The following is a 24,599-nucleotide window of genomic DNA, read 5'->3' on the forward strand; positions in this document are numbered from 1 at the left end:
TGGGGCGCCCGCTGGGTACCCTGACCGGATCGTCAGGGGAACGGAGGAGACGGATGACGGCGTGTCCGTGTGGGAGTGGGGTCGGGTTCGGGCAGTGCTGTGGCCCGATCGTCGAGGACGGGGTGCCGGCGGGGACGGCGGAGGCGTTGATGCGCTCCCGCTACACGGCGTTCAGGCTGGACCGGACGGAGCACCTCTGGCGGACGTGGCATCCGCGGACCCGGCCGGCGAGGGTCGAGCCGTCGGAGGTGGAGTGGACCGGCCTGACCGTCGTGGAGGTGGTGGCCGGAGGGGGTGACGACGACGACGGGGTGGTCGAGTTCGAGGCCCGGTTCGTCGGGCCGGCCGGACCGGACGTGATGCGTGAGCGGTCGTTGTTCGAACGCAGGGGAGGGCGGTGGACGTATGTGGCGCCGGACCCGGCGGGACCGGCGCCGGCGGGCGGTCAGGACTGAGTCGGGTCGACGGGTTGGCGTGTCACGGTGATGGACCCGATCGTGGAGGGGGTGGTCAGCTCGATGCGGCCGACGCGGGTCCCGGGGGGCACGGTCCACGCGACCATGCCCCGGATCTCCTGCCCGGGGGTCGTCATCCGGGACGGCACGAGCGGGTCGGGAACGACGCCGGCGGGGTCGTCGATCCGCTCGAACGGCCTGCCGGAGGGGTCGTAGGCGTGGAGGTCCTCGGGCCCGAGCTCCGGTTGTCCCGCGGACTGGACGGCGCGGACGTCCACCACGAGGACGGGGTCCGGGTACGAGTAGGTCTGCACCAGCCGGAGGTTCGAGACGGTCACCGTGGCGTCCCACGTGTCCGCGGACACCGGGAACGGTCGGTCGAACTGCTGTGAGGTGGGCACGGGGCCGCTCGGGGCGGAGGCAGGGGCGGGTACCCCGCGGCGGTCGTCGTCCCCGAGCAGTGACGAGCAGGCACCGGTCAGGACTGTCGCCGCGGTGATCGTGGCGAGGAGGGCGGCGCGACGCATGGGCGCTCCTGTGGCGGGATCGGGCGCCGGGCCCTTCCCGGCGGTGCAAATCCTACGTCTCACCGGTGTCCGGATCGTCGGGGCCCCGCAGGTCGCGCGCGTGGGGGCCGGCGAGGCGACGCGCGAGATCCGGGTAGACGTCGTCGAGTTCGGCGGTGATCTCGGCCAGCTGGATCTTGAAGTTCACGGGGACGAAGACCCGGTCGACGAACTCGGACTCGGCTGTGACGGTGGAGCCGTCGAACACGTACCTGCACCACAGTGAGTCCCGGTTGAGGATCGCCACCTCGGTCTCCGCGGCGGCCGCGTCCTGGACCCCCGTCACCAGCTGACTCCGGAACACGATGAGCGGCAGGGACCGGTGGGCGCGGACGAAGAGCAGCACACAGCCCGCGGGGACGGTGAACACGTCGTGTTCGTCCGGGTCGATGCGCCTGCGGTAGACCTCGGTGAGCGCCTCACCGACAGCGCGCGTCGCCTGGTCGGGATCGGTGATGGGCTGCGGACGGAAGTCGTCGCGGACGACCTCGCCGACCGTCCCGGGGTCGGCAGGGGCGGCGGGGTCGTCGGTCCGGGTCCCCGGGGGGTCGACGGGGTCCGCGCCCGCGGGCGCGCCCGGATCGGACGCCCCCTCGGCGACCACGTCGTGGAGGAAGACCGGGTGGCGGATGCCGAAGACCTGCTCGAGCGTCCCCGCGACGAGGTGGGCGAGTTCGGGGGCGCGGTCCGTGGGGAGCGCGACAATGGGGCCGGCGGCGGGGCCCGACACCGCCCCGGGGCCCGTGGCCTGCCACCCGAGCGCCGACAGCTGCGCGAGCTGGACGGGCCGCAGTGGCGTGGGGGCGTCCTCGGAGCCGCCCCCGGACACCTCGGCCTCGAGTCGCCGCTGCCCGACCGCGGTGAAGCGGATGTACGGCGTGAGGGGGGAGGGCGCGCCGAGGACGGGCACCGCCAGGTCGAAGGTGGCGCCGGGGATCAGATCACGCAGGAGGTCGGCCAGGTGGGAGGCGAAGCGGTCCCACCCGGCTGCGATCGACGCGTCCACGTCGAAATCGAATGCCGGCATGGTTGGCAGTCAACCATCGAGTCGCCGCCTCCGTCAGTGGTTCGGGCGGTCTCCGGCCCGTCGGGGACGTGGATGGTCGGTGACCGGTCAGGCGTCGTCGCGCCCGTGGCCCGCCTGGTGGTCCTCCCAGTATTCGTCGGAGCCGTCGAAACCCACGCGGATACCGCCGCGGTGTTCGATGATCTCCGGCTGGATCGGCGCGATGGTGCGTTCCGCGGCCAGGGCGGAGGAGACGTCCGTGAACTCCGACAGGTGGCGCAGCTGGGTCCAGGTGGGGGGCAGGAGCATGGAGCGCCCGGCGCGGAAGTCCGCCAGCAGGTCGACGGGGCGCGCCCACATGGTGAGGTCGACCTCGGTGGTCTGGTCGTCGGGCTCCTGGCCCACGGGCAGCGCGGCGAGGAAGAACCGGGTGTCGTAGCGCCGGGTCTCGACCGACGGGGTGATCCAGTGGTCGAACGGGCGCAGGCGGTCAGCGGCGAGGGACAGTTCCTCGCGGGCCAGGAAGGCACTGAACGAGAGCTCGTGGGCCTCGAGTTCGGCGCGCGCGGCGTGGTACCGCCCGGCGTCGGCGACGGGTGCACCGTCCCGGTGGTCGGCGAGCAGGACGCCGCACTCCTCGAAGGTCTCCCGGGCCGCGGCGCAGACCAGGCGACGGGCGCGGGGCTCGTCGCAGCCGAGACGGTCGGCCCACCACGTGGGGGCGGGGCCCGTCCAGGCCAGATCGGGATCGTCGTCGGCGGCGTCGACCCCGCCCCCGGGGAACACGGTCATCCCACCGGCGAAGGCCATGCCCCGGACGCGGCGGGCGACGAACACCTCCGGGCCGGCGTCGGAGTCGCGGATCACCATCACGGTGGAGGCGTCCTTGACGGGGCGGGCGGTGGTCTGGTCAACCTCGGTCATGAGGTCAGTCTCGCCCGCCGCCCGGTGACGCGCGCCACCGGGGTCCGCTCACGGCCCCGTCAGGCCGTCGTGCCGACGCCGACGCCGGGGTCCGTGGTGGTGCCGCCGTCGGGGTGGTCGGACAGTACGCCGTACAGGACCCGCCGGACGTGCACCTCCAGCTCGCGGCGTCCCTCGCTGGCGGGGGCGCGTTCGACCCCGCACCGCACGAGGGTCATATAGAGCACGTCGAACACCGTCTGGGCGGCCCCGGCCAGGTCGGCCGGGGTCCTTCCGGCACCCGAATGGCGGGCGAGCACCGTGGCGATGAGTTCGCGGAGTTGGCCGAGGATGCGCTGCGCCTCGGCCCGGTGGGGCCCGGGTTCCCCGAACAACGTCTCACGGTGGTAGGCGGCGATGTTCTCGGGTTGCCTGTCGAGCGCCACCAGCAGCGGCTCGCAGAGGACGACGAGGTCCTCGACCGGGTCGCCGGTCTCGGGGACGGACTCGACCATCGCGCGGAACTCGGCGTTGGCGACCATGCACAGGAGTTCGCCCTTGGACTGGGCGTAGCGGAAGAGGGTCCCCGTCCCCACCTCTGCGCGGTCGGCGACCTCCTGGGTGGTGACGGACGAGTAGCCGTGCCGCGAGAACAGCTCGAGGGCGGCGGCGTGGATGCGCCGCTGCTTGTCGGCCTTGTTGAGCTCGCGGCGGCCCGGTTCGCGGGTCGGGCTCACGAGAACCACTCGGTGGGCGGTCCGGCGGTGACGAGCAGGGAGAAGACGATCGCCACCACGACCAGCGTCACCACCAGCGCCAGGACGGGCGAGCGGAGCGCGAAGGCGAGGATCCGGTCGGCGGGACCGCCGGGCCGCTCGCCGTCCGGACCGAGCCGCCACGGGCCCTCGAGGAGGCCGCGGCGCTCGACCGACCGCTCGAAGGGGACGGTGGCGTAGGGGATCACGGCCGACGCGAGGCCGAGCAGGCCGGTGCCGACGGACCAGCGCTTGTCCGTCCATACCGCCACGGTCGCGACGACGTAGCAGAGGAAGACGAAGCCGTGGACGGCGCCGCCGATCGAGGTGGCCCAGTCCTGGCCGAAGCCGTACTTGCCGATCATCCCCAGGATCAGCAGCGTCCAGGTGACCACCTCCGCCAGAGCGAGTCGCTTGTAGAGAACGCGGGGGGTCACTGTCTGCCTCCAGTCATCGGGCGGGGGTTCGTCGGACATCGTACGGTCCCGGGCCCGGCGCGCGGCCGACCGGCCGGGGGCGGGTTCACCCGTGCAGCGTCAGCGAGGCGAACCGGACCTCCCCGGCCTCGTCGCTGGCGGTGAGGTCCACCACGCCCTCGATCGCCCAGCCGTGATCGCCCTCGGGGTCGTCGAGCACCTGACGCACGCGCCAGGTGCCGGACGCCACCCCGGGGCCCGCTTCGGTGAGGCTGAACAGGGCGGGACCGCGCGCGGCGGGCCCCGTCCCGATCTCGTCGTACTCGTCCCAGTAGCCGTCGATCTCGGTGTCCCAGTCGGGGTGCTCGGGCACGTCGGCGTCCAGCTCGGTGAGTCGCCCGATGTCGTCGCGGGCGAGCAGTTCGACGCGCCGGAACATGGCGTTGCGCACCATCACCCGGAACGCCCGCGTGTTGGCGGTGACCGGTCGGGTGGTGCCCGCGGTCTCGCCGAAGGCCAGTTCCGCGACCTGCTCGGAGGAGACGTCGGGGTCCGTGAGCAGTTCCCACTCGTCGAGCAGGCTCGAATCGACCTGCCGGACCAGCTCACCGAGCCATTCGACGAGGTCGTCGAACTCGTCGGACCGGCGGTCCGCGGGCACCGTCTGGCGGAGCGCGCGGTAGGCGTCGGTGAGGTAGCGCAGTACGGACCCCTCGGAGCGGCCGAGGCCGTAGGCCGAGACCAGGTCGGAGAAGGTCATCCCGCGCTCGACCATCTCCCGGATGACCGATTTGGGGGAGGGCTCGATCCCCGACACCCACGGGTGTCCCGCGCGGTAGGCGTCGTACGCGTCGGCGAGGAGGTCGGCCAGGGGCTTGGGCCAGGAGATGTCCTCGACCAGCTCCATCCGTTCGGAGTACTCCACACCGTCGGCCTTGAGGGCGGCGATCGCCTCGCCGCGGGCCTCGCGTTGCTGGGCGTAGAGGATCGGGCGCGGGTCGTCGAGTACCGCCTCGATGACGGAGACGAGGTCCAGCTCGGGGGTCGGGGAGTCGGGGTCGAGGACCTCCATCGCGGCGATCGCGAACGGGGCCAGCGGTTGGTTCAGGGCGAAGTCCCGTTGGAGATCCACCGTCAGCCGTACGTGGCGCCCGTCGGCGTCGGGCTCGGCCAGTCGTTCGACGATCCCGGCGGCCTCCAGCCCACGGAACAACTCGATCGCGCGTAGGACGTGGTGCCGGATCCGCGCGCGGGTCTCGTGCGAGGACAGCAGGAGGTGCCGCATGTGGGCGTAGCAGCTTCCGGGTCGGGAGATGATGTTGAGCAGCATCGAGTTGCTCACCTCGAAGCGGCTCGTGAGCTGCTCGGGCTGGGCGCCGACGAGCTTGTCGAAGGTGGAGCGCGACCAGTTGACGAAGCCCTCCGGGGGCTTCTTCTTGGCGGCCCTGGCCTTCTTCTTGGGGTTGGCGGCGGCCTTCGCCGCGGCCTTGGCGTTCTCGATCTCGTGCTCGGGGGCGAGCACCACGACGAACCCCTCGGTGTCGAAGCCGGCGCGGCCCGCCCGGCCGGCGATCTGGTGGAACTCGCGGGCCTTGAGGACGCGCTGCCGGCGGCCGTCGAACTTGGTGAGGCCGGTGAACAGGACGGTGCGGATGGGGACGTTGATGCCCACGCCGAGGGTGTCGGTGCCGCAGATGACGGTGAGCAGGCCGTCCTGGGCCAGCCTCTCCACGAGCCGGCGGTACTTGGGCAGCATCCCGGCGTGGTGGACGCCGATGCCGTGGAGCAGGAGCTTGCGGAGCGTCCTACCGAAGTTCGTGGTGAAGCGGAAGCCGCCGATGTCGGCGGCGATGGCGGCTTTCCGCTCCTTGTCGGCCACGGCGAGCGAGGTCAGGGCCTGGGCCTGCTCGAGCGCGGCGGCCTGGGTGAAGTGGACGATGTAGACGGGGGCCCTGCCGTCGCGCAGCAGCAGCTCGACGGACTCGTGGACGCCGGACAGGGCGTACTCGAACGAGAGCGGGACGGGTCGCTCGGTGCCGCCGATGTACACGCACTGCCTGCCGGTGCGGCGGCGCAGGTCCTCCTGCAGCCACTCGACGTCGCCGAGCGTCGCGGACATGAGCAGGAACTGGGTGTCGGGCAGCTCGAGGAGCGGGACCTGCCACGCCCAGCCCCGGTCGGGTTCGGAGTAGTAGTGGAACTCGTCCATCACCACCTGGCCGATGTCGGCGTCCGCGCCCTCACGCAGGGCGATGTTGGCGACGATCTCGGCGGTCGCGCAGACGATCGGCGCGTCGGCGTTGACCGCGGCGTCGCCGGTCAGCATCCCCACGTTGTCGGCGCCGAACACCTCGCACAGGGCGAAGAACTTCTCGCTCACGAGCGCCTTGATGGGCGCCGTGTAATAGCTGCGCTGCCCGCGCGCCATCGCGGCGAAGTGCGCCCCGATCGCCACCAGGGACTTGCCGGAGCCGGTGGGGGTGGCGAGCACGACGTGGCTGCCGGCGGTCATCTCGAGGATGGCCTCCTCCTGCGCCGGGTACGGCGTCAGCCCCCGGTCGGCGGCCCAGGCGACGAAGGCGTCGAACACCGCCTCCTCGTGGAGGTCGGCGGGGACGTCGTCGAGATCGGAGAGGAGTCGGGACAGCTGCACCCGGCCGAGCCTAGCCGCCGGGGAGGGTCACCCGTCGCGCTGCGGGTCCTCACCGTGGCCGTCGTCGCCGGCCTGTTGGGCGAGGAACCGCTCGAACTCCGCGCCGATCTCGTCCCCCGACGGCAGCGGCTTGCCGCCCGGGTTGAGCGAATCGGACCCGTGGCGGGTCTCCATGAACTCGTCGTACTGCTTCTCCATGAGCTCGACGGCGGTGAGGATCTCGGGGCTCTGCGCGATCTGGGTGTTGACCTGGGTGGTGAACTCCTCGGTGGCCTTCTCCAGCTCGGCGGTCGGCAGGTCGAGGTCCGCGATCCGCGCGATGCTGCCCACCAGGTGCAGCACGGCCGCCGGGTAGGCGGTCTGGGCGAGGTACTGCGGCACGTGCACGGTGAACCCGGCGGAGGGGATCCCGTGTTCGGCCATCCGGAGCTCGAGCAGGGAGGTCACGTTGCCCGGGACCTTGAACTCGCCGGGCCAGGCGGTGAACCCCTTGATGAGGTCCACGTCGCTGGCGTGCGCGCTCGAATTGGTCGGTCGGGTGTGCGGGACGCCGAGGGGCATCGCGCCCAGACCGATGGACATCCGGACGCCGAAGGACCCGGCCAGGTCGATGACGGACTCGGTGAAGCCGTCCCACCTGAGGTCGGGCTCCAGACCCGAGAGCAGCAGGAAGGACGTCCCGTCGGCGGTCCTGACCGCGTGCATCTGGATGGCCGGCTCGTCGTAGTCCGCGAAGCGGTCGAACGAGTACTTCAGGTGCGGGCGGCGCGAGCGGTAGTCCACGAGCTCGTCCACGTCGAACTCGACGATCAGCTGGGAGTCCAGACTCTCACGCAGGTGCTCGGCCACGCCCTGGATCGCCAGTCCGGCGTCGGAGAAGCCTTCCAGCCCGTGCACGAGGACCGGCCCGCGGCCGTCCTCGGAACGCAGGTCGGGAACGGGTTCGATCAGTCGGTACAGATCGCTGTGCCTGGCCATGTCGACTCCTCTCGTCACCACACCCCGACCGTCGGTGGCGGGGCTCGCCCGGTCGTCCATCCGGGACGGGGGGTTCACCACTGTCACAACGTCAACACGCCCGGGATGATTCCCGGCGCTTCCCACAGGGCCCGGGCCCCCTCCACAGGGGTGCGCCCGGGCGGCCCGCGGGGGCGGGGGACGACCGGCGGGGTGGTCGATGGTGGGTCCGGTGCACGGCATCCGCGGACCATCCCCGAGGCGGGGGCGGACGCGCGAGGACGAGACGGGTGGGGACGATGACGACAGACGAGTCGAGGGACGGGGCCGGTGCGGGCGGGCGCGGGACGGTGGTGATCACCTCACCGGAGGAACTGATCGCCTCGATACCGGCGATGTTGGGTTTCCCACCGGGTCCGGGGTCGGTGGTGATCCTGTGCGGCCGCACGGCGGACGGGGGCCAGGGGCCGGTCGTGAGGATGGACGTGGACGGGCTGCTGGACGACGGTGACGGATATCCCGAGGTCGACGATCTCGACGGGGCGGACGGTCTCCTCGACGACGACCCGGACGGCCCCGGCGGCTCCGGGGGCGTCGCGCTCGACCGGGCGGCCCCGGTGATCGACCCCGGGCCGGCGCGCGGGTTGGCGCGGTTCTGCGCGAGGGAGGGGATCGGGTCGGTGCACCTGGTGGTGGTGCACGAGGACTGTGCGGACGGGTACCTCGCGGGGTTGCGGGCGGAGGACGCCGCGTCGGCGTTCGAGTACTGGCTGGGGCTCGCGGGCACGGTGGTGGAGGCGGCGTACGGGGTCGGCGAGTTCGCGGCCGGGGCGCCGTGGGTGGACCTGTTCGGGATGGTCAGGGGTGTCCAGTCCGATCCGGACTCGACCCAGATCGCCGCGGTCCACGCCTACGACGGGCGCGTCCGCGCGGGGTCACGGGAGGAGATCGAGCGCCTGTACCTGGCGCGCGACCCTGACGCATGCGATGAGGACGGGCCAGGCGGGGAGGACGCCGCCGGGTCGCCGGGGGCGGGTCACGCCGGGTCGGCCGGGGGGCCGGCGGGGCCGGCCGGCGGGCGCGTCGAACGGGAGCGCGCGGTGGTGGCGGCGGTGGAGCGCCATGACGACGCGGCGCGACGGTTGGAGGCGGGGGAGGAGATCGACGACGACGAGCTCGCCGTCATCGGCCGGGACCTGCTGGTGATCGCGGTTCGGGACGAGGTCTACCGGGGTCTCGCGCTACGGGGTCTGGGCGATCGCGACGGTCGGCGGCTCGTGTGGTGGGCCGTCGCGCGGCGTCGGCCCGCCCGCGAACGCTCGGTGGCGCTGCTGCTGTTGGGTGCGGCGTCGTACTTCGCCGGGGGCGGGGTGCACGCGTGGTCCGCCCTGTCGGCGGCCGTCGAGGCCGACCCCGCGAACAATCTGGCCGGGCTCCTGCTCCACGGGCTGAACAACGGTTTGTCGCCGGAGCGGCTCAGGCGGGTGGCGGCGACGGCCTGAACCGGCATCGGGAGCCAGGCGGCGACGGCCCGGACCTGACGGGGGACCGCGGCAGCGACGGCCCGGACCCGGAGCGGGTCCGTGGCGGCGACGGACCGGGGCCCGGCCCGGACGGTGGCGCCCGCGGGCCGGGCCCCGGGGGCGCCCGATGGTCGGTCAGCGCGCCGAGTGCGCCCGGTCGCCGAGCGCCTCGGTGAACGCCCAGGCGTCCTCGACCACGGTGCGCAGGTCCGTGCGCGTGGGCTGCCAGCCGAGTTCTGCGATCGCCCTCGCGCTCGAGGCCACGAGGACGGCGGGGTCACCGGCGCGGCGGGGCGCGATGACGTCCGGGATCGGGTGGCCGGTGACCTCGCGGCACACGTCGATCACCTCGCGGACCGAGAAGCCCTCGCCGCTGCCCAGGTTGAGCACGCGGTGGACGCCGGGGGAGTTCGACTCCAGGGCGAGCAGGTGTGCGTCGGCGAGGTCCGCGACGTGGATGTAGTCGCGGATGCAGGTGCCGTCGGGGGTGGGCCAGTCGTCACCGAAGACCTTGATGTCGGCCCGGTGCCCGAGGGCCACCTGGAGCACCAGCGGGATGAGGTGGGTCTCCACGACCCGGTTCTCGCCCGCACCGCGGTAGGCGCCCGCGACGTTGAAGTACCTCAGGCTGGTGGCGGCGAGCCCGTGGGCGACCGCGTACGAGGTGATGGCGTGATCGATCGCCAGCTTGGTCGCCCCGTAGGTGTTGGTCGGCCGCGTGGGCATGTCCTCGGTGATGGGGACCTGCTCCGGCTCCCCGTAGGTGGCGGCGGTGGAGGAGAACACGAGGTTGGCGACCCCGGCCGCCCGCATGGCGTCCAACAGGGCGAGGGACGTCACGACGTTGCCCTGCCAGTACTCCTCGGGCTTCTCGACGGACTCGCCGACGAGCGACCGTGCGGCGAAGTGCAGCACGCCGTCGAACGAGGCGTCGAGGATCTCCGCCGCGCGGGTCGCGACGTCACCCTCGATGAAGGTCGCGCCCTCGGGGACGCCGTCGCGATTGCCCGTCGACAGGTCGTCGACGATCACGACCTCGTGCCCGCGTTCGATCAGGACGGTGGCGCACACCCCGCCGACGTACCCGGCCCCGCCGGTGACGAGCAGCTTCACGACAGGATCTCGACCTGGATGGCGTGGGCGTGGTCGCCGTCGAGTTCGACGACGCGGCCGTCACCGGAGACCAGTTCGACGAGGTGACCCCGCCGGGTCGCCGTGACCGTCTTCATGGGCTCCACGCCGGCGGCCCGGAACTCCGAGATCAGGTCGATGTCGATCTGCACGTTCTCGCCGATGGCCCGGATGCGGACGGTGTGCGGCTGGTCGCTCGGCAGCGCGGAGAGCCGCACGTGGTCCTGGTCCTGGAGCGTGGACTCCGCGTAGCCGATGCGGTCCAGCCCGGGGATAGGGTTGCCGTAGGGAGAGGTCCGGGGGTCGTCGAGCACCTCGATGAGGCGCCGCTCGACGTCGTCGCTCATCACGTGCTCCCACCGGCACGCCTCGGCGTGGACCTTCTCGAGCTCCAGCCCGATCACGTCCACCAGCAGCCGCTCGGCCAGGCGGTGCTTGCGCATCACGTCCACCGCCAGCTCCCGCCCGGCGGCGGTGAGCTGGAGGTGGCGGTCGGGGGCGACGAGTACGAGACCGTCGCGCTCCATCCGCGCCACCGTCTGGCTCACGGTGGGGCCGCTCTGCTCGAGGCGCTCCGCGATCCGCGCACGCAGCGGGATCACGCCCTCCTCCTCGAGCTCGTAGATGGTGCGGAGGTACATCTCGGTGGTGTCCACCAGGTCCTTCACGCTGCAGTCCTCCACGTCTGGATTCGTATCGGCTCCCGGTGGGTGCGGGCACCGACCGGGTCTTGGCATGAAGACTACCGTCGCGCAACCGACCGGGGTGGGGAGCGGACGTTCGCCGGTCGCCCCCGCCTGCGCCGCGTAGATTCGTGGGGTGATGCGCCCCACGCCCGCGTGGGGCGCGCCCGCCGGGAGAGACCCGGCGTGACGGGAGGGCGGTGGCCATGGCCGGGATCGCGGACGGCGTCGAGGCGAAGGTGGTGTGGAGTCCGTCGCTGCTCGGGTACCGGCACTCCGCCGATCACCCCATGAGCCCCCGGCGTCTCGATCTCACCATGGCGCTGGCCACCGAACTCGGCGTGCTCCGCGGGGTCGAGCTGCTGGATCCGGGGACGGCCGGGGACGACGAACTGCTCCGGGTGCACACCTCGCGCTACATCGACGCGGTGAAGGCCGCCGGTGACCTGCCGCCGGGGGAGCACGTCGGGATGAGTCACGGACTGGGCACCGCGGACAACCCCACGTTCCCGGCGATGCACGAGGCCAGCGCCGCGGTCGCCGGCGGCACCCTCACGGCCGCTCGGGCGGTGGCGAGCGGTGCCGCGACGCGGGCGGTCTCGGTCGCCGGGGGCATGCACCACGCGATGCCCGCGGCCGCGGCCGGTTTCTGCGTGTACAACGACGTGGCGGTGGCGATCAGCTGGCTGCTCGACAACGGGTACGACCGGATCGCCTACGTGGACATCGACGTCCACCACGGCGACGGGGTGCAGACCGCGTTCTACGAGGACCCCCGCGTGCTCACGGTGTCGCTGCACCAGCACCCCGCCACCCTGTGGCCGTCGACGGGGTGGGCCTCCGAGGCCGGCGTGGGGCGCGCGGAGGGCACTGCCGTCAACCTCGCGTTCCTGCCCGCGGTCACCGACGATCTCTGGCTCCGCGGCTTCCACGCCGTGGTCCCCGGTGTGCTCCGCGCGTTCGAGCCCCAGATCATCGTCCTGCAGGCGGGCTGCGACTCGCACCGGGAGGACCCGCTGGCCGACCTCTCGCTGACCGTCGACGGTCACCGCCGGTCCTACCTCGACGTCGTCGCTCTCGCCGACGAACTCTGCGAGGGCCGTCTGATCGCGGTCGGCGGGGGCGGCTACGAGCTGGTGCGGGTGGTCCCGCGCTCGTGGACCCACCTCATCGCCGCGGTCCTCGGGGTCCCGGTCGACCCGTCCACGGCGATCCCGGAAGGGTGGAGAGCCGCCGCCGGCCGACTCACCGTGCCGGACCGGGTGCCGCAGCTGATGGGCGACGGGGAGGACCCGACGTACGCGCCCTGGGAGCCCGCCGGGGCCGACCGGGGGGTCGAGATGGACCGCTCGCTCGCCCGGCTGGACCAGTCCATCCTCGACACCCGTCGCACGGTCTACCCCCTGCTGGGTCTCGACCCGGACGACCCCCGGGACTGACCACCCCGCACCGCGCCCGCCCGACCCGGTACGACCGCTGACTGGAGGACCCCATGGCGAACCCCGGCGACCCCTCGACCGGCACCGCAGAGACCGAGACCCCGGACACGACCGGGAGCCCGGACACGACTGGGAGCCCGGACACGACCGGGAGCCCGGGCGAGACGGCCCCGGCGGTGGAGCCCCCCGAGCACGCCTCGACCGACACGTCGGTCGACGAATATCCCGAGGGGTACCCGCACGAATGGGCGGCGGACGTGCTCGGTTCCGACGGTCGGGCGGTCCGGGTGCGGCCGATCCTGCCCACCGACGCGGAGAAGATCTCCCGCTTCCACACCAGCCTGTCCGAACGCACCCGCTACCTCCGCTACTTCGGCTCCCGGGACGTGCTCACCGAGCGCGAACTCCGCCGGATGACGCACGTCGACTACCGGGATCGGATGGCGTTCGTCGCCGAGCTCGGCGCCGAGGTCATCGGCATGGCGATCTACGAACGGTTGCCGGACTCCACGTTCGCCGAGGTCGCGTTCACGATCTCCGACCAGCACCAGGGCCGGGGGCTCGGATCGATTTTCCTGGAGCACCTCGCCGGCGCGGCGGCGGAGTGCGGGATCGACCACTTCGAGGCGGAGGTGCTCTCCGAGAACCGCTCGATGATCCAGGTGTTCCGGCGCGCCGGGTACGAGATCTCGCGCTCGTTCGACGGGTCCACCCTGCACCTGGAGTTCGCGATCGACCCCACCGAGGCGCTGACCAACGTCCGGAACTCGCGAGAGGCGGCGGCGGAGGCCCGCAGCCTGGCCAGGGTGCTCAACCCGGGGTCGGTCGCGGTGATCGGCGCGTCGGACCAGGTGGGCAAGATCGGGCACACCGTCATGCGCAACCTCATCGGCAACGGGTTCGCCGGACCGGTCTACCCCGTCAACTCGGACGCGAAATCGGTGCAGTCCGTGCGTGCGTACGCCAGTGTCCGGCACATCCCGGACCCCGTGGACCTCGCCGTCGTGGCCGTCCCCGCCGCCTCCATGTCCGAGGTGCTCGACGACTGCCTGTCGAAGGGGGTCTCGACGCTGGTCGTCATCTCCGCCGGTTTCTCCGATGTGGGGAGCGAGGGCGTGGTCTCCGAGCGTCGGCTGGTCAGCGAGGCCAGGGCGCACGGGATGCGGGTCGTCGGGCCCAACGCGCTCGGCGTGATCAACACCTCCGCCGACGTCAGGCTCAACGCCACGCTCGCCGAGCTCGTGCCCGGCCCGGGGCGCGCCGGGTTCTTCTGCCAGTCCGGTGCCCTCGGCATCGCGATCCTCGCCACCGCCGCCCGCCGCGGACTGGGACTGTCGACCTTCGTCTCCGCGGGCAACCGCGCCGACGTCTCCGGCAACGACCTGCTCCAGTACTGGGACACCGACACCTCGACCGAGGTTGTGCTGCTCTACCTGGAGAGTTTCGGTAACCCGCGGAAGTTCTCGCGGATCGCGCGGCGCGTGGCCCGCAACAAGCCCGTCGTGGTGGTGCGGCGCGCGGCGGACGACCTCGAGTCGGGGGTGGCGGGACTGACCGCGGACGCGATCCGGGGCCTGTTCCGCGACTCCGGACTCATCCAGGTGGACTCCATCACCGACATGTTCGACACCGCCACCCTGCTGGCCTACCAGCCACTGCCGACCGGCGGGCGCCTGGCCATCGTGGGCAACTCCTCCGCGGTCGGTCGTCTCGGCGGGGACTCGGCCCGGCAGCAGGGGTTCACGGTCGCCCACTCCGTGGACCTGGGGGCCGGGGCGTCGCCCGAGGCGTTCCGCGAGGCCATCGCCGACGCGCTCGCACGGGACGAGGTCGACTCGGTCCTGACGGTGTTCGTCCCGCCGGTCGCCACGGATCCGGACTCCTACGCCGAGGCCATCCGCGCGGCGGCGGCCCAGAGCCCCAAACCGGTGGTGAGTACGTTCCTCGCCGGTGAGGGACTGCCCGAGGGGCTGACCGTGACGGACGAGTCCGGGGTCGCGGCCCGCGGATCCATCCCGTCGTACCCCTATCCCGAGCGCGCGGTGTCGGCACTCGTGCGCGCCCGCCGGTACGCCGAATGGCTCGACCGGCCCGCCGAGGAACCAGCCGAGTACTCCGATATCGACCGCGCCCGCGCGCGTGAGCTCGTGGACTCGCTGTGCCAGCTCCACGCCGGCACCGAGTCGTTCGAGCTCACCCAGGGGCAGGTCCGCGCCCTGCTCGAGTGCTACGGGATCGGGATCGTCGACTACCGCGTGGTCACCGACGTCGACCAGGCCGTGATGGCGGCCGACGAGTTGGGCTACCCGGTCGCGGTCAAGGCGATGGGCGACCGGTGGCGCACCCGCAGCGACCAGTCGGGGGTCCGTCTCGACCTGGCGGACTCGGCCGCGGTGCGGCACGCCTTCGCGCTCCTGCAGGCCACGACGGGTTCACGCTCGCTGCACGTGCAGCAGATGGCCACGAAGGGTGTCGCGGTGACCATCCGGGTGGCCGACCACCCGATCTTCGGCTCGCTCATCTCGTTCGGACTGTCCGGGATGCTCTCGGACCTGCTCGCCGACCGCGCGTTCAGCACCCTGCCCATCTCGCCCACCGAGGCCACCGCACTGCTGGCCAGGCCGCGGGCGGCGGCGATCCTCGACGGGTACGCCGGGGACGCCCCGGTCGACCGCGAGGCCCTGGTGGAGCTCATGGGTCGGGTGTCCTGCCTGGTCGAAGACGTTCCCGAGCTGCGCCGCCTGGCGATCGACCCCGGCCTCGCCGCTCCGGACGGGCTCGCGGTGCTCTACGCGACGGTCCGGCTCGGCCCGCCGCCCCGGTTCAGCGGCGACGAGGGACCCCGCCGCCTCCGCTGATCACGAGGGACCCCGTCGCCGCTTACCGCTCGGGGCCCCGCCGCCCCCGCCGACCGGGGCGGGCAGCCGGGGACACCGATAGACGAGCGCCGGCCCCGCCCCGGATGAGGGGCGGGGCCGGCGCTCGCGACCGTGGACGGATCAGACGGCGTACGAGCGGAGCTTGTCCGCGCGGCGGCCCTCGCGGAGCTTGGCCATGACCTCGCGCTCGATCTGGCGGACACGCTCACGGGACAACCCGAAACGCTTGCCGATCTGGTCGAGCGTGCGGGGCTGACCGTCGTCCAGCCCGAACCGCAGGGTGATCACCTGCTGTTCCCGCTCCTCCAGGGTGGCCAGGACCGCGCGCACGTCCGAGTGCATCACGTTGGCCACCACGGTGTTCTCGGCGCTCGTGGCCTCGGCGTCCTCGATGAAGTCGCCGAGCGGCGCCTCCTCGTCGGCGCCCACCGGCATGTCCAGGCTCACCGGATCCCGCGAGTGGTCGAGGAGCTCCTCGATCTTGTGCGCGGGGATCCCCGATTCCTCGGCCAGCTCCTCGAGCGTGGCCTCGCGGCCCAGCTGCTGGTGCAGCTCGCGCTTGATGCGGGCGAGCTTGTTGACCTGCTCGACCAGGTGGACGGGGAGGCGGATCGTGCGCGACTGATCGGCCATGCCACGCGTGATCGCCTGACGGATCCACCACGTGGCGTACGTGGAGAACTTGAAGCCCTTGGCGTAGTCGAACTTCTCCATCGCACGGATCAGGCCCAGGTTGCCCTCCTGGATGAGGTCCAGCAGCGGCATCCCACGGCCTGTGTAGCGCTTGGCCAGCGAGACCACCAGACGCAGGTTGGCCTCCAACAGGTGGGCGCGGGCCGCCTCGCCCTCGGCCACGATCGTCTTGAGATCGGCCTTGCGTACCGGACCGATCCGCTTCTTGGTCTCCAACAGGTGCTTGGCGTAGAGGCCGGCCTCGATCCGCTTGGACAGCTCCACCTCGTCCTCGGCGTTCAACAGGGCCGTCTTACCGATCCCGTTGAGGTAGACACGGACCAGATCAGCGCTCGGGCTCTGGCCTTCCGGATCCGCCTCCGTCCGACGGTCCGATCGGGTGGTGGCTGACGTCATGTCTCCTCCTCCTGCCTGGCCTTGTGACGAGGCCGGCGTTCGGTTGCTGGTGGACGGATCAGGCGCGTGCCCGGGTCACGGTCACGTACACCTACAACGACAGGGATACCGGTAATGTTCCCCGGCTCATGATTTTCGTCACGAACCGTGTCGTAAAGGCCGCCACCACAGCGGTGAACACGAGGTCAGGAGGGTTAGGCGGGCACGGTCAGGTCGGGCCGGACGTGTCGATCAGGACGGTGAACGGGCCGTCGTTGACCGAGTGGACCCGCATCATCGCGCCGAACACCCCCGTGGCCACCTCGAGCCCCCGCTCACGCAGTCCCGCCACGACCGCCTCGACCGCGGGTTCGGCCCGGTCACCCGGAGCCGCCCTCGACCACGACGGCCGCCTGCCCTTGGTGGTGGATCCCATCAGCGTGAACTGGCTGACCACCAACACCGGGGCGCCCGCCTCCTCGACGCTGCGCTCCTCCCGCAGGATCCGCAGGCCCGAGATCTTGCGGACCATCGTCGCGACGTCCGCCTCGTCGTCGTCGACCGACACCCCCACCAGCACCAGTAACCCGGGCGCCGACAGTTCCCCGACGACCTCGCCGTCCACGGTCACCGACGCCTCGGTCACCCGCGAGACCACCGCCCTCATCCGTCCGCACCCTCGGCGCGCGGCCCCCCGGGCGCGGCGGCGAGCGCCCCCGGCGGCACCACCCCGGGCACCCCGACCGGCACGAGGAACCCGTGCAGGAACAGGTCCGCGACCACCCGCCTGAGCGGCGCGGCCAACTCGTCCGGATCCTCGCCCGCGCCCACCGCGGCGAGCACCACCAGGTCCTCCAGCGGCAGCGCCCCCGTCCGGGCACCCCGCAGCACCGACGCGGTGAGGGGGTCGATCTCGTGGCGCCAACGAGCCCCGGTCACCCGCTCGACCACCACCGTCCCCGCGCCCGGCGCCCCCGCCTCGTCCGGCCCGGTCGGCGCGAGCGACTCCGAGACGTGGAGGTGGACGTCGGGGGAGACGGTGAACACGGTCGCGTCGAGGGCGCGGTCCTGCCCACCATGACGCTCCGCGGCCCCGCGCAACCACGCCGTGCGCGCGAAGTACGCCTCCGCCTCCTCGCCCAGACCGTCACCGAACGGATGGGTGAGGTCCTCGCACAACACCGACGACGGGCCCTCGATCCGGCGTAGATAGACGTAACCGAACCCGATCCCGTCGACGTCCTCCGCCTCGAAATGGTCCAGCCAGCGCTCGGCGGCGCGCCACATCGCCTCGTCCCGCGGATCCATGCCCTCGTCCGTGAGCCACGTCCACACGTACAGCCCCGGCTCGGAGACGTCACGCCGCAGGATCCAGGCGTCCACACCCTCGGCCGGCACCCACGACGCCACCCGGCTCCGCCAATCGGACCCCGCCCGTTCCACCCAGGACGCCAACATCACGGCCGTCCCGCCCTCGGCCAGGCGCCCGGGCGCACCCGAGATCACCGTCCGGCTCGCCCCGTCGAGCGCCAGACCCGACTCGCGATACGAGTGCCCGGTCTCCGGAGGCCCCACCACGAACGGGGGATTGGCGACGATCCGGTCGAACCGACGCCCGGCCACCGGCTCGAACCACGAGCCCCGGAGGAGCTCGGCGTCCAGGCCGTTGATCGCCAGCGTCGCGGCCGCGAGCTCGAGGCAGCGCGGCGTGATGTCGGTCCCCGTCGCCGACTCCGCCGCGTCCGACGCGTGTACCAACTGGATGCCGCAGCCGGTCCCCAGATCCAGAACCGACCCCACGGGGGTGCCGGGCGTGACGCGCAGCAGCGAGAGCGTCGCCTGGCCCACCCCCAACACGTGGTCCGGCCGCGTCTCCGTCCGCACCATCGACCCGTCCGGGTCCGCGAACACCCACCGTGTGCCGTGGCCGGTGTCCACCGGCCGCAGATCGACCACCGACCGGAGCGCCGCCCCGCCCTCGAGCGACGTCCACAGGCCCGCCGCGGCGCCGTCGCCCGGCGCGACGCCGGTGAGCGCGGCCGCGACCTCGGACGTCGGCACCGGATCGCCCAGGATGAACAGGCGCACGAGGGTCCCGACCACCCCCGCACGGCGGGCGTGTCGACGGACGGTCCCCGGGTCCGAGCGGCCGAGCGCCTCGACCGCCTCCAGCCCGAGCCTCTGTTCGAGGCCCTCGACCGTGTACTCGTGTCGGCGGAAGGCGGCCGCCAGGGCGGGCGCGAGATCGGCGAGGGTCGGGGTCGGGCTCGTCACGTGTCGGGATCGCTCTCGTCGGGGGTGGGGGAACCGGAGGTGGGGTCGCTCGCGGCGGAGTCGGAGGTGGTCTCGCCCGCGGGGGAGTCGGAGGTGGCCTCGCTCGCGGGGGAGCCGGAGGTGGGGGAGCCGGTGTCGCGGGCGGTCGGCGCCGGGCCGATCGCCCGGCCGTACCCCGTGCCCGCGCCGGGGCGGGCGCCGTTCGCGGAGCCGGTGAGGCTGGACGGCAGCGAGTACGGGGCGTTCGAGGGCAGGCTCCCCGCCGTGTACGTCCGGGCCTGGCCCTTGGGCAGGGGTGGCCGGTCGTTGGCCCCGATGACCGCGATCCACGGGATGGGGATGGACCCCGCCACGATGGCCAACGCGATCCACGGGTTGTTCCAGAGGGCGAGCGAACCCGCGGCGAGCAACAGGGCCGGGATCCGCACGCTCATCAGCAGGAAGTAGCGCTTCTTCCGGGCCGCGAGCTCGTCCTGGTAGGACTCCCTCGCGCCCGTGATGAGAACAGGTCGCGAGGTGTCGTCCCGTTCCCCGGATCGCTGACGGCGGAAGTCGGGTGCCATGGGCCCCAAGGTACTCCGGCGTTGGCGCGGCGACGCCCGGGTGCGGCATCATGAGGGGGTGAGCACCACCCGGACCAAGACACTCGAGCGCCCCGAGGTCACCTCGACCGAGGAGACGCAGGACGACGCGCCCAAGTTCTTCCACTACGTGGACAAGAGCAAGATCGCCGAGAGCGCGGTCATGGGCACCTACGTGATCGCCCTGTGCGGTGAGGTCTTCCCGGTCACCCGCTCCGCCAAGCCCGGCTCGCCGGTGTGCCCGGAGTGCAAACGCGTCTACGAGACCCTGAAGCCTGGTGAGTGACCCCGGCGCGGTCCCGGGCCCAGACGGACAGACCGCCCCCGCCCCGCCCGCCGCGGGCGGGTCCCTGCGTGCCTGGCAGCGGACCGCTCTGCGCAAGTACCTCATGGCGCGGCCGAAGGACTTCCTCGCCGTGGCCACACCGGGCGCGGGTAAGACCACGTTCGGTCTGCGGGTCGCCTCGGAGCTCCTCGCCGACCGCACCGTCGACTCCATCACGGTCGTCGCGCCCACCGAGCACCTCAAGTACCAGTGGGCCGCCTCCGCCGCACGCTCCGGGATCGCGCTCGACCCCGAGTACTCCAACTCCTCCGGCGCCCTCGCGCCCGAGTACCACGGCGTGGTGGTCACCTACGCCCAGGTAGCCGCCCACCCCTTCAAGCACCGCGAACGCACCGCCTCCCGGCGAACCCTCGTGATCCTCGACGAGATCCACCACGGGGGCGACGCGAAGAGCTGGGGCGACGCGATCCGCGAGGCGTTCGAGGACGCCGAGCGGCGCCTGTCGCTGACGGGTACACCCTTTCGGTCCGACGACAGCCCCATCCCGTTCGTCACCTACGAACCCGACGGGCAGGGCCACCAGCGCTCCAAGGCCGACCACTCCTACGGTTACGCCGACGCGCTGGCCGACGGCGTCGTCCGGCCGGTGGTGTTCCTCGCCTACTCCGGCGAGGCCCGGTGGCGCAGCAACGCCGGCGAGGAGTTCTCCGCCCGGCTCGGCGAGCCGCTCAGCGCCGACCAGATGTCCCGCGCCTGGCGCGTGGCGCTCGACCCGCACGGCGACTGGATGCCGGCGGTCCTGCAGGCCGCGCACACCCGGCTGCAGCAGATCCGCGCGGGCGGCGTGCCCGACGCCGGCGGCCTGGTGATCGCGACCGACCAGGAGCGCGCGCGCGACTACGCCGCCCTGCTCACCGAGATCACCGGCAAGCCACCGACAGTGGTGTTGTCCGACGACCCCACCGCGTCCAGCCGGATCGGGACGTTCTCCGACTCGACCGACGAGTGGATGGTCGCGGTCCGGATGGTGTCCGAGGGCGTCGACGTCCCGCGCCTGTGTGTGGGCGTCTACGCCACCAGCGCCTCGACGCCCCTGTACTTCGCGCAGGCCATCGGCCGGTTCGTCCGGTCCCGCCGACCGGGGGAGACCGCCTCGGTGTTCCTGCCGTCCGTGCCGGTGCTCCTGCAACTGGCCTCGCAGATGGAGGCCCAGCGCGATCACGTCCTGGGCAAGCCGCACCGGGAGGAGGGCCTGGAGGACCAGCTCCTCGCCCAGGCGAACCAACAGCAGGACGAGAACACCGAGGACGAAGAGGACCGCGGCTACATCTCCCTCGGAGCCGACGCGGAGCTCGACCAGATCGTGTACGAGGGCTCCTCCTACGGGACCGCCACCTTCGCCGGCAGCGAGGAGGAGGCCGACTACATCGGACTGCCCGGGCTGCTCGGTGCCGACGATGTCAAGGCGCTCCTGCGACAGCGGGAGAAGGAGCAGATCAAGCGTGCGTCCGCGGAGGCGACGTCCGGTGTCGGCTCTGTCGCGGTGGTGGGTGCGGACCCGTCGGTCGCCGGGACCACCCTCCCGGGTAATGCCGCCGGCCCCGGTGCCCACGCCGGTGCGGCGGACCGGGTCGCCTCCGCCGCCGAACTCAAGGATCTACGGCGGCAGCTCAACACCCTGGTGTCGGTGTACTCCGGACGCCTGGGCAAGTCGCACGGTGCGATCCATGCGCAACTGCGCAACGCGTGCGGCGGCCCGCCCGTGCCGATGGCCTCCGCCGAGCAGATCCGCGAACGGATCACCCTGCTGCGGAGCTGGTAGACCGTCGGGGCGGTGCCGGTGCCGGTGCCGGTGCCGCCGGCGGCGGGTGCCGGCGGCGGGTGCCGGCGGCGGGTGCCGGTCGGGGTGCTGCGCTGAGTGCCGCCGGCGGGTGCCGCGCTGGGTGCCGCCGGCGGCGGGTGCCGGCGGCGGGTGCCGGTCGGGGTGCTGCGCTGAGTGCCGCCGGCGGGTGCCGCGCTGGGTGCCGCCGGCGGCGGGTGCCGGCGGCGGGTGCCGGTCGGGGTGCTGCGCTGAGTGCCGCCGGCGGGTGCCGCGCTGGGTGCCGCCGGCGCTGTCGGGCCCTGTCGTGCACTTCCGCAGCGCGACCGGCCGCGGATGTGCTGCGTCGTTGCCCTACGCTGCCTCGGTGGTCCCGACAGCCAGCGCACCTGGGTACTTACCGTGCACTCTGCCATCGCAGGTCGATGAGGCAGCGCACCTGAAGGCACTCGTGCTGGCGCATTGTCCGCCCTCTCGCGATCCCGCGTTCACCTGCGCACACCCCGGGTCGCCCCGTCCGACCCGGGCGCGCATCACCCGTCGAGCCTCGTCCGGCCCCGGGCGCGCACAAGCCGTCGAGCCTCGTCCGGCCCCGGGCCGCCCTTGCGAGATCCCGCCCGGACGCGAGCAGGCCCCCACCGGATGTTCCGGCGGGGGCCCACTGCTGCGTTCGGTCCTAGTCCAGGTAGTCCCGCAGGACCTGGGAGCGCGACGGGTGCCGCAGCTTCGACATGGTCTTGGACTCGATCTGCCGGATCCGCTCACGGGTGACCCCGTAGACTTGGCCGATCTCGTCGAGGGTGCGGGGGAGCCCGTCGGTGAGGCCGAAGCGCAGTCGCACCACGCCCGCCTCACGCTCGGAGAGCGTGTCCAGCACGGAGCGGAGCTGGTCCTGCAGCAGCGTGAAGCTCACCGCGTCCACCGCCACCACGGCCTCGGAGTCCTCGATGAAGTCACCGAGCTGCGAGTCGCCCTCGTCGCCGATGGTCTGGTCGAGCGAGATGGGCTCCCGGGCGTACTGCTGGATCTCCAGCACCTTCTCCGGGGTGATGTCCATCTCCTTGGCGAGCTCCTCGGGGGTGGGCTCGCGGCCCAGGTCCTGGAGGAGTTCGCGCTGGATGCGGCCGAGCTTGTTGATGACCTCGACCATGTGCACCGGGATGCGGATGGTGCGGGCCTGGTCGGCCATGGCGCGGGTGATGGCCTGGCGGATCCACCACGTGGCGTACGTGGAGAACTTGTAGCCCTTGGTGTAGTCGAACTTCTCGACGGCGCGGATGAGACCGAGGTTGCCCTCCTGGATGAGGTCCAGGAACGCCATGCCGCGACCGGTGTAGCGCTTGGCGAGGGAGACCACGAGTCGCAGGTTGGCCTCGAGGAGGTGGTTCTTGGCGCGGACGCCGTCCCGCTCGATCCACTTGAAGTCGCGACGCTGCGCGGTGGTGAGCTTCTCGCCACGCTCGGCGACCTGCGCCATGTACCAGGTGGCGTACAGGCCTGCTTCGATGCGCTTGGCGAGCTCGACCTCCTCCTCGGCGTTGAGGAGCGCGACCTTACCGATCTGCTTGAGGTAGGCGCGGACGGAGTCGGCGGAGGCGGTGAGCTCGGCGTCCTTGCGGGCCTGGCGGAGCGCCTCGGACTCGTCCTCGTCCCAGACGAAGTCACCCGACGCCTTGTCCTTGGCGCTGGGCTCCTCCTTGGTCTCCTCGTCGGCCTGCTCGTCCTCGACATCCTCCACGTCGACCTCGACGTCCTCGAGTTCGGCGGTGTCGGGCTCGACCTCGAGCGCCTCCGAGGGATCGTCCAACCGGTCGTCCTCGACGACGTCGGCACCCGCGGGGGCGGCGGTCTTCTTGGCGGCCGTCTTCTTCGCCGCGGTCTTCTTGGCGGCGGTCTTCTTCGCCGGGGCCTTCTTGGCGGCGGTCTTCTTGGCCGCAGTCTTCTTCGCGGGCGCCTTGCGCGCGGCGGTCTTCTTGGCGGGGGCCGCGCCAGTGACCTCGGTGCCCGACGGATCGCCGCTCGCCGCGGAATCCGAACTGGTGGTCTTCGTGGCTGCCACAAACGCCCCTTCACAACCGGTTACTCGATGGGAATCGGGGATCGATGCCGCCTGGTCTGCAGACACGCGAGCCGTCCGCCTTGCGGTACCGGGCCCGTCCCCGGCCGGTACATGATTCCGGCCTGCGCCATTGTAACGAGATTCTGCCGCAGGGGTTGCATCCGGCGGGGTTGGTGCGGGTCAGGCGCCCACGTCGGGTAGGACGCCGCCGAGGTCGAGAACCCCCGAGTGACCTGCGGCGTAGAGCGCGGCGCCGATGATGCCGGCGTCGTTGAGCCGTACCGCGGCGCGGACCGGTGTGCGGTTCTCCAGGAGGGGGAACCACTCGTCGGCGGCTTCGCTGACCCCGCCGCCCAGCACGAAGGCGCGGGGCCAGAGAAGGTCCTCGATGGAGCGCAGGACGTTGGAGACGTGCGGTGCCCACTCCTCGAAGCTCAGGCCGTCGCGGGCGCGGACGGCGGCGGAGGCCAGATGCTCGGCCTCGTCGAAACCGCGCCCGGAGATGTCCTCGACCATGAGGTGGCCGAACTCGGTGTTCGGCAGCAGGCGCCCGTCCAGGAGGAGGGCCGACCCGATCCCGGTGCCGAAGGTGAGCAGGATGACCAGTCCGTCGACGCCCTCCCCGGCGCCGTAGTGGACCTCGGTGAGCCCGGCGGCGTCGGCGTCGTTGAGCATGAGGACGGTCTGTCCGGGCAGGTGACGGTGGAAGAGGTCCACGACGTCGCAGCCGATCCAGGAGGCGTCGATGTTGTGGGCGATCCGGGCGACGCCCTCGTGGATGACGCTGGGGAGGGCGACGCCGACCGGTCCCCGCCAGTCGAACTCGGCGACCATGTCGCGGATCGTCCCGGCGATGGCGTCGGGGGTGGCGGGTCTGGGTGTGGGGCGGGTGAGCCGTTCGCCGAGGAGTTCGCCGCGCGCGAGGTCGACGAGCCCCACTTTGATGCCGGAACCGCCGACGTCCACCCCGAGTCCGGTCGGCGTCTCCGTCGGGGGGACGGCGGCGAGAGGTGTGGGATCGGGCATGGCGGACTCCGTGTGGTGGACCGTGCGGGGCACGGCGTGGGTTGTGGGGTGCCCGGGTCGGCGGGGCACGATGGGCGTCGGGGGCCCGCGAGCCAGCGTATCGGTCCGTCGGGCGCCCCG

At 72.3% G+C, this 24,599-nt stretch carries 21 protein-coding genes; 6 read left to right on the forward strand and 15 right to left on the reverse strand.

Annotated elements, in window-relative coordinates; all coding sequences use genetic code 11:
- Window positions 1–53 precede the first annotated feature (53 nt).
- On the forward strand, window positions 54–455 hold the full coding sequence (locus RWK90_RS00185) for a YchJ family metal-binding protein (protein ID WP_314033512.1): 402 nt from the start codon (window positions 54–56) through the stop codon (window positions 453–455).
- Here RWK90_RS00185 and RWK90_RS00190 read toward each other — a convergent pair.
- From RWK90_RS00190 to RWK90_RS00220, 7 genes are all read right to left on the reverse strand, one after another.
- Complete coding sequence (locus RWK90_RS00190) at window positions 446–982, reverse strand: hypothetical protein (RefSeq protein WP_314033514.1); 537 nt, start codon at window positions 980–982, stop codon at window positions 446–448. The two genes, RWK90_RS00185 and RWK90_RS00190, sit on opposite strands and share 10 nt — an antisense overlap.
- A 52-nt stretch (window positions 983–1,034) precedes the next feature.
- A complete protein-coding gene (locus RWK90_RS00195; protein ID WP_314033516.1) occupies window positions 1,035–2,048 on the reverse strand; it encodes a TY-Chap domain-containing protein in 1,014 nt (337 codons plus the stop codon).
- 87 nt (window positions 2,049–2,135) lie between these two features.
- Entirely contained in the window at window positions 2,136–2,951 is an 816-nt protein-coding gene (locus RWK90_RS00200) for an NUDIX hydrolase (protein ID WP_314033518.1), read from the reverse strand.
- Window positions 2,952–3,010: 59 nt separating this feature from the next.
- Entirely contained in the window at window positions 3,011–3,667 is a 657-nt protein-coding gene (locus RWK90_RS00205) for a TetR/AcrR family transcriptional regulator (RefSeq protein WP_314033520.1), read from the reverse strand.
- Window positions 3,664–4,122: a DUF3817 domain-containing protein gene (locus RWK90_RS00210; protein ID WP_314033522.1), complete on the reverse strand. Its 459-nt coding sequence runs from the start codon at window positions 4,120–4,122 to the stop codon at window positions 3,664–3,666. The genes RWK90_RS00205 and RWK90_RS00210 overlap by 4 nt, the downstream gene beginning before the upstream one ends.
- An 85-nt stretch (window positions 4,123–4,207) precedes the next feature.
- Complete coding sequence (locus tag RWK90_RS00215; protein WP_314033524.1) at window positions 4,208–6,754, reverse strand: DUF3516 domain-containing protein; 2,547 nt, start codon at window positions 6,752–6,754, stop codon at window positions 4,208–4,210.
- A 27-nt stretch (window positions 6,755–6,781) separates the two neighbouring features.
- Window positions 6,782–7,732, reverse strand: a complete 951-nt coding sequence (locus RWK90_RS00220; RefSeq protein WP_314033526.1) for a PAC2 family protein — start codon at window positions 7,730–7,732, stop codon at window positions 6,782–6,784.
- A gap of 278 nt (window positions 7,733–8,010) precedes the next feature.
- On the opposite strand from RWK90_RS00220, the gene RWK90_RS00225 reads away from it, so the two are divergent.
- Window positions 8,011–9,213, forward strand: a complete 1,203-nt coding sequence (locus RWK90_RS00225) for a DUF4192 domain-containing protein (protein WP_314033528.1) — start codon at window positions 8,011–8,013, stop codon at window positions 9,211–9,213.
- 156 nt (window positions 9,214–9,369) lie between these two features.
- Here RWK90_RS00225 and galE read toward each other — a convergent pair whose 3' ends face one another.
- Both galE and RWK90_RS00235 read right to left on the reverse strand, forming a co-directional pair.
- A complete protein-coding gene (galE, locus tag RWK90_RS00230; RefSeq protein WP_314033530.1) occupies window positions 9,370–10,347 on the reverse strand; it encodes a UDP-glucose 4-epimerase GalE in 978 nt (325 codons plus the stop codon).
- The gene (locus tag RWK90_RS00235; RefSeq protein WP_314033532.1) at window positions 10,344–11,033 is read right to left on the reverse strand and encodes an iron dependent repressor, metal binding and dimerization domain protein; all 690 of its coding nucleotides are present in this window, start codon (window positions 11,031–11,033) and stop codon (window positions 10,344–10,346) included. The genes galE and RWK90_RS00235 overlap by 4 nt, the downstream gene beginning before the upstream one ends.
- A 221-nt stretch (window positions 11,034–11,254) precedes the next feature.
- Between RWK90_RS00235 and RWK90_RS00240 the strand changes: the two genes are divergently transcribed.
- On the forward strand, window positions 11,255–12,487 hold the full coding sequence (locus RWK90_RS00240; protein ID WP_314033534.1) for an acetoin utilization protein AcuC: 1,233 nt from the start codon (window positions 11,255–11,257) through the stop codon (window positions 12,485–12,487).
- Between the two features lie 53 nt (window positions 12,488–12,540).
- Complete coding sequence (locus RWK90_RS00245) at window positions 12,541–15,345, forward strand: GNAT family N-acetyltransferase (RefSeq protein ID WP_314033536.1); 2,805 nt, start codon at window positions 12,541–12,543, stop codon at window positions 15,343–15,345.
- 141 nt (window positions 15,346–15,486) lie between these two features.
- On the opposite strand, the gene RWK90_RS00250 is transcribed toward RWK90_RS00245, so the two are convergent.
- From RWK90_RS00250 to RWK90_RS00265, 4 genes are all read right to left on the reverse strand, one after another.
- Window positions 15,487–16,455: a sigma-70 family RNA polymerase sigma factor gene (locus RWK90_RS00250; RefSeq protein WP_314033538.1), complete on the reverse strand. Its 969-nt coding sequence runs from the start codon at window positions 16,453–16,455 to the stop codon at window positions 15,487–15,489.
- Between the two features lie 208 nt (window positions 16,456–16,663).
- Window positions 16,664–17,101 (reverse strand): D-aminoacyl-tRNA deacylase, encoded by a 438-nt coding sequence (gene dtd / locus RWK90_RS00255; protein WP_314033540.1) that lies wholly within the window; start codon window positions 17,099–17,101, stop codon window positions 16,664–16,666.
- Window positions 17,098–18,708, reverse strand: coding sequence for a methyltransferase (locus RWK90_RS00260; protein WP_314033542.1), 1,611 nt, complete (start codon window positions 18,706–18,708; stop codon window positions 17,098–17,100). The genes dtd and RWK90_RS00260 overlap by 4 nt, the downstream gene beginning before the upstream one ends.
- On the reverse strand, window positions 18,705–19,271 hold the full coding sequence (locus RWK90_RS00265; RefSeq protein WP_314033544.1) for a DUF3099 domain-containing protein: 567 nt from the start codon (window positions 19,269–19,271) through the stop codon (window positions 18,705–18,707). Before RWK90_RS00265 ends, RWK90_RS00260 begins: the two co-directional genes overlap by 4 nt.
- 58 nt (window positions 19,272–19,329) lie before the next feature.
- Here RWK90_RS00265 and RWK90_RS00270 point away from each other — a divergent pair, with 58 nt between their 5' ends.
- Window positions 19,330–19,575 (forward strand): DUF3039 domain-containing protein, encoded by a 246-nt coding sequence (locus tag RWK90_RS00270; RefSeq protein ID WP_314033546.1) that lies wholly within the window; start codon window positions 19,330–19,332, stop codon window positions 19,573–19,575.
- Complete coding sequence (locus RWK90_RS00275; RefSeq protein ID WP_314033548.1) at window positions 19,568–21,397, forward strand: DEAD/DEAH box helicase; 1,830 nt, start codon at window positions 19,568–19,570, stop codon at window positions 21,395–21,397. The genes RWK90_RS00270 and RWK90_RS00275 overlap by 8 nt, the downstream gene beginning before the upstream one ends.
- 673 nt (window positions 21,398–22,070) lie before the next feature.
- Here the strand turns inward: RWK90_RS00275 and RWK90_RS00280 are convergent.
- Window positions 22,071–23,519 carry an RNA polymerase sigma factor gene (locus tag RWK90_RS00280; RefSeq protein WP_314033550.1) on the reverse strand — a complete coding sequence of 483 codons (1,449 nt, stop codon included), beginning with the start codon at window positions 23,517–23,519 and terminating at the stop codon, window positions 22,071–22,073.
- Between the two features lie 114 nt (window positions 23,520–23,633).
- Window positions 23,634–24,479 carry a polyphosphate--glucose phosphotransferase gene (gene ppgK, locus RWK90_RS00285; protein ID WP_314033552.1) on the reverse strand — a complete coding sequence of 282 codons (846 nt, stop codon included), beginning with the start codon at window positions 24,477–24,479 and terminating at the stop codon, window positions 23,634–23,636.
- Window positions 24,480–24,599: the final 120 nt, after the last annotated feature.

The organism is Dietzia sp. CH92 (assembly GCF_032248695.1).
GTDB lineage: Bacteria > Actinomycetota > Actinomycetes > Mycobacteriales > Mycobacteriaceae > Dietzia.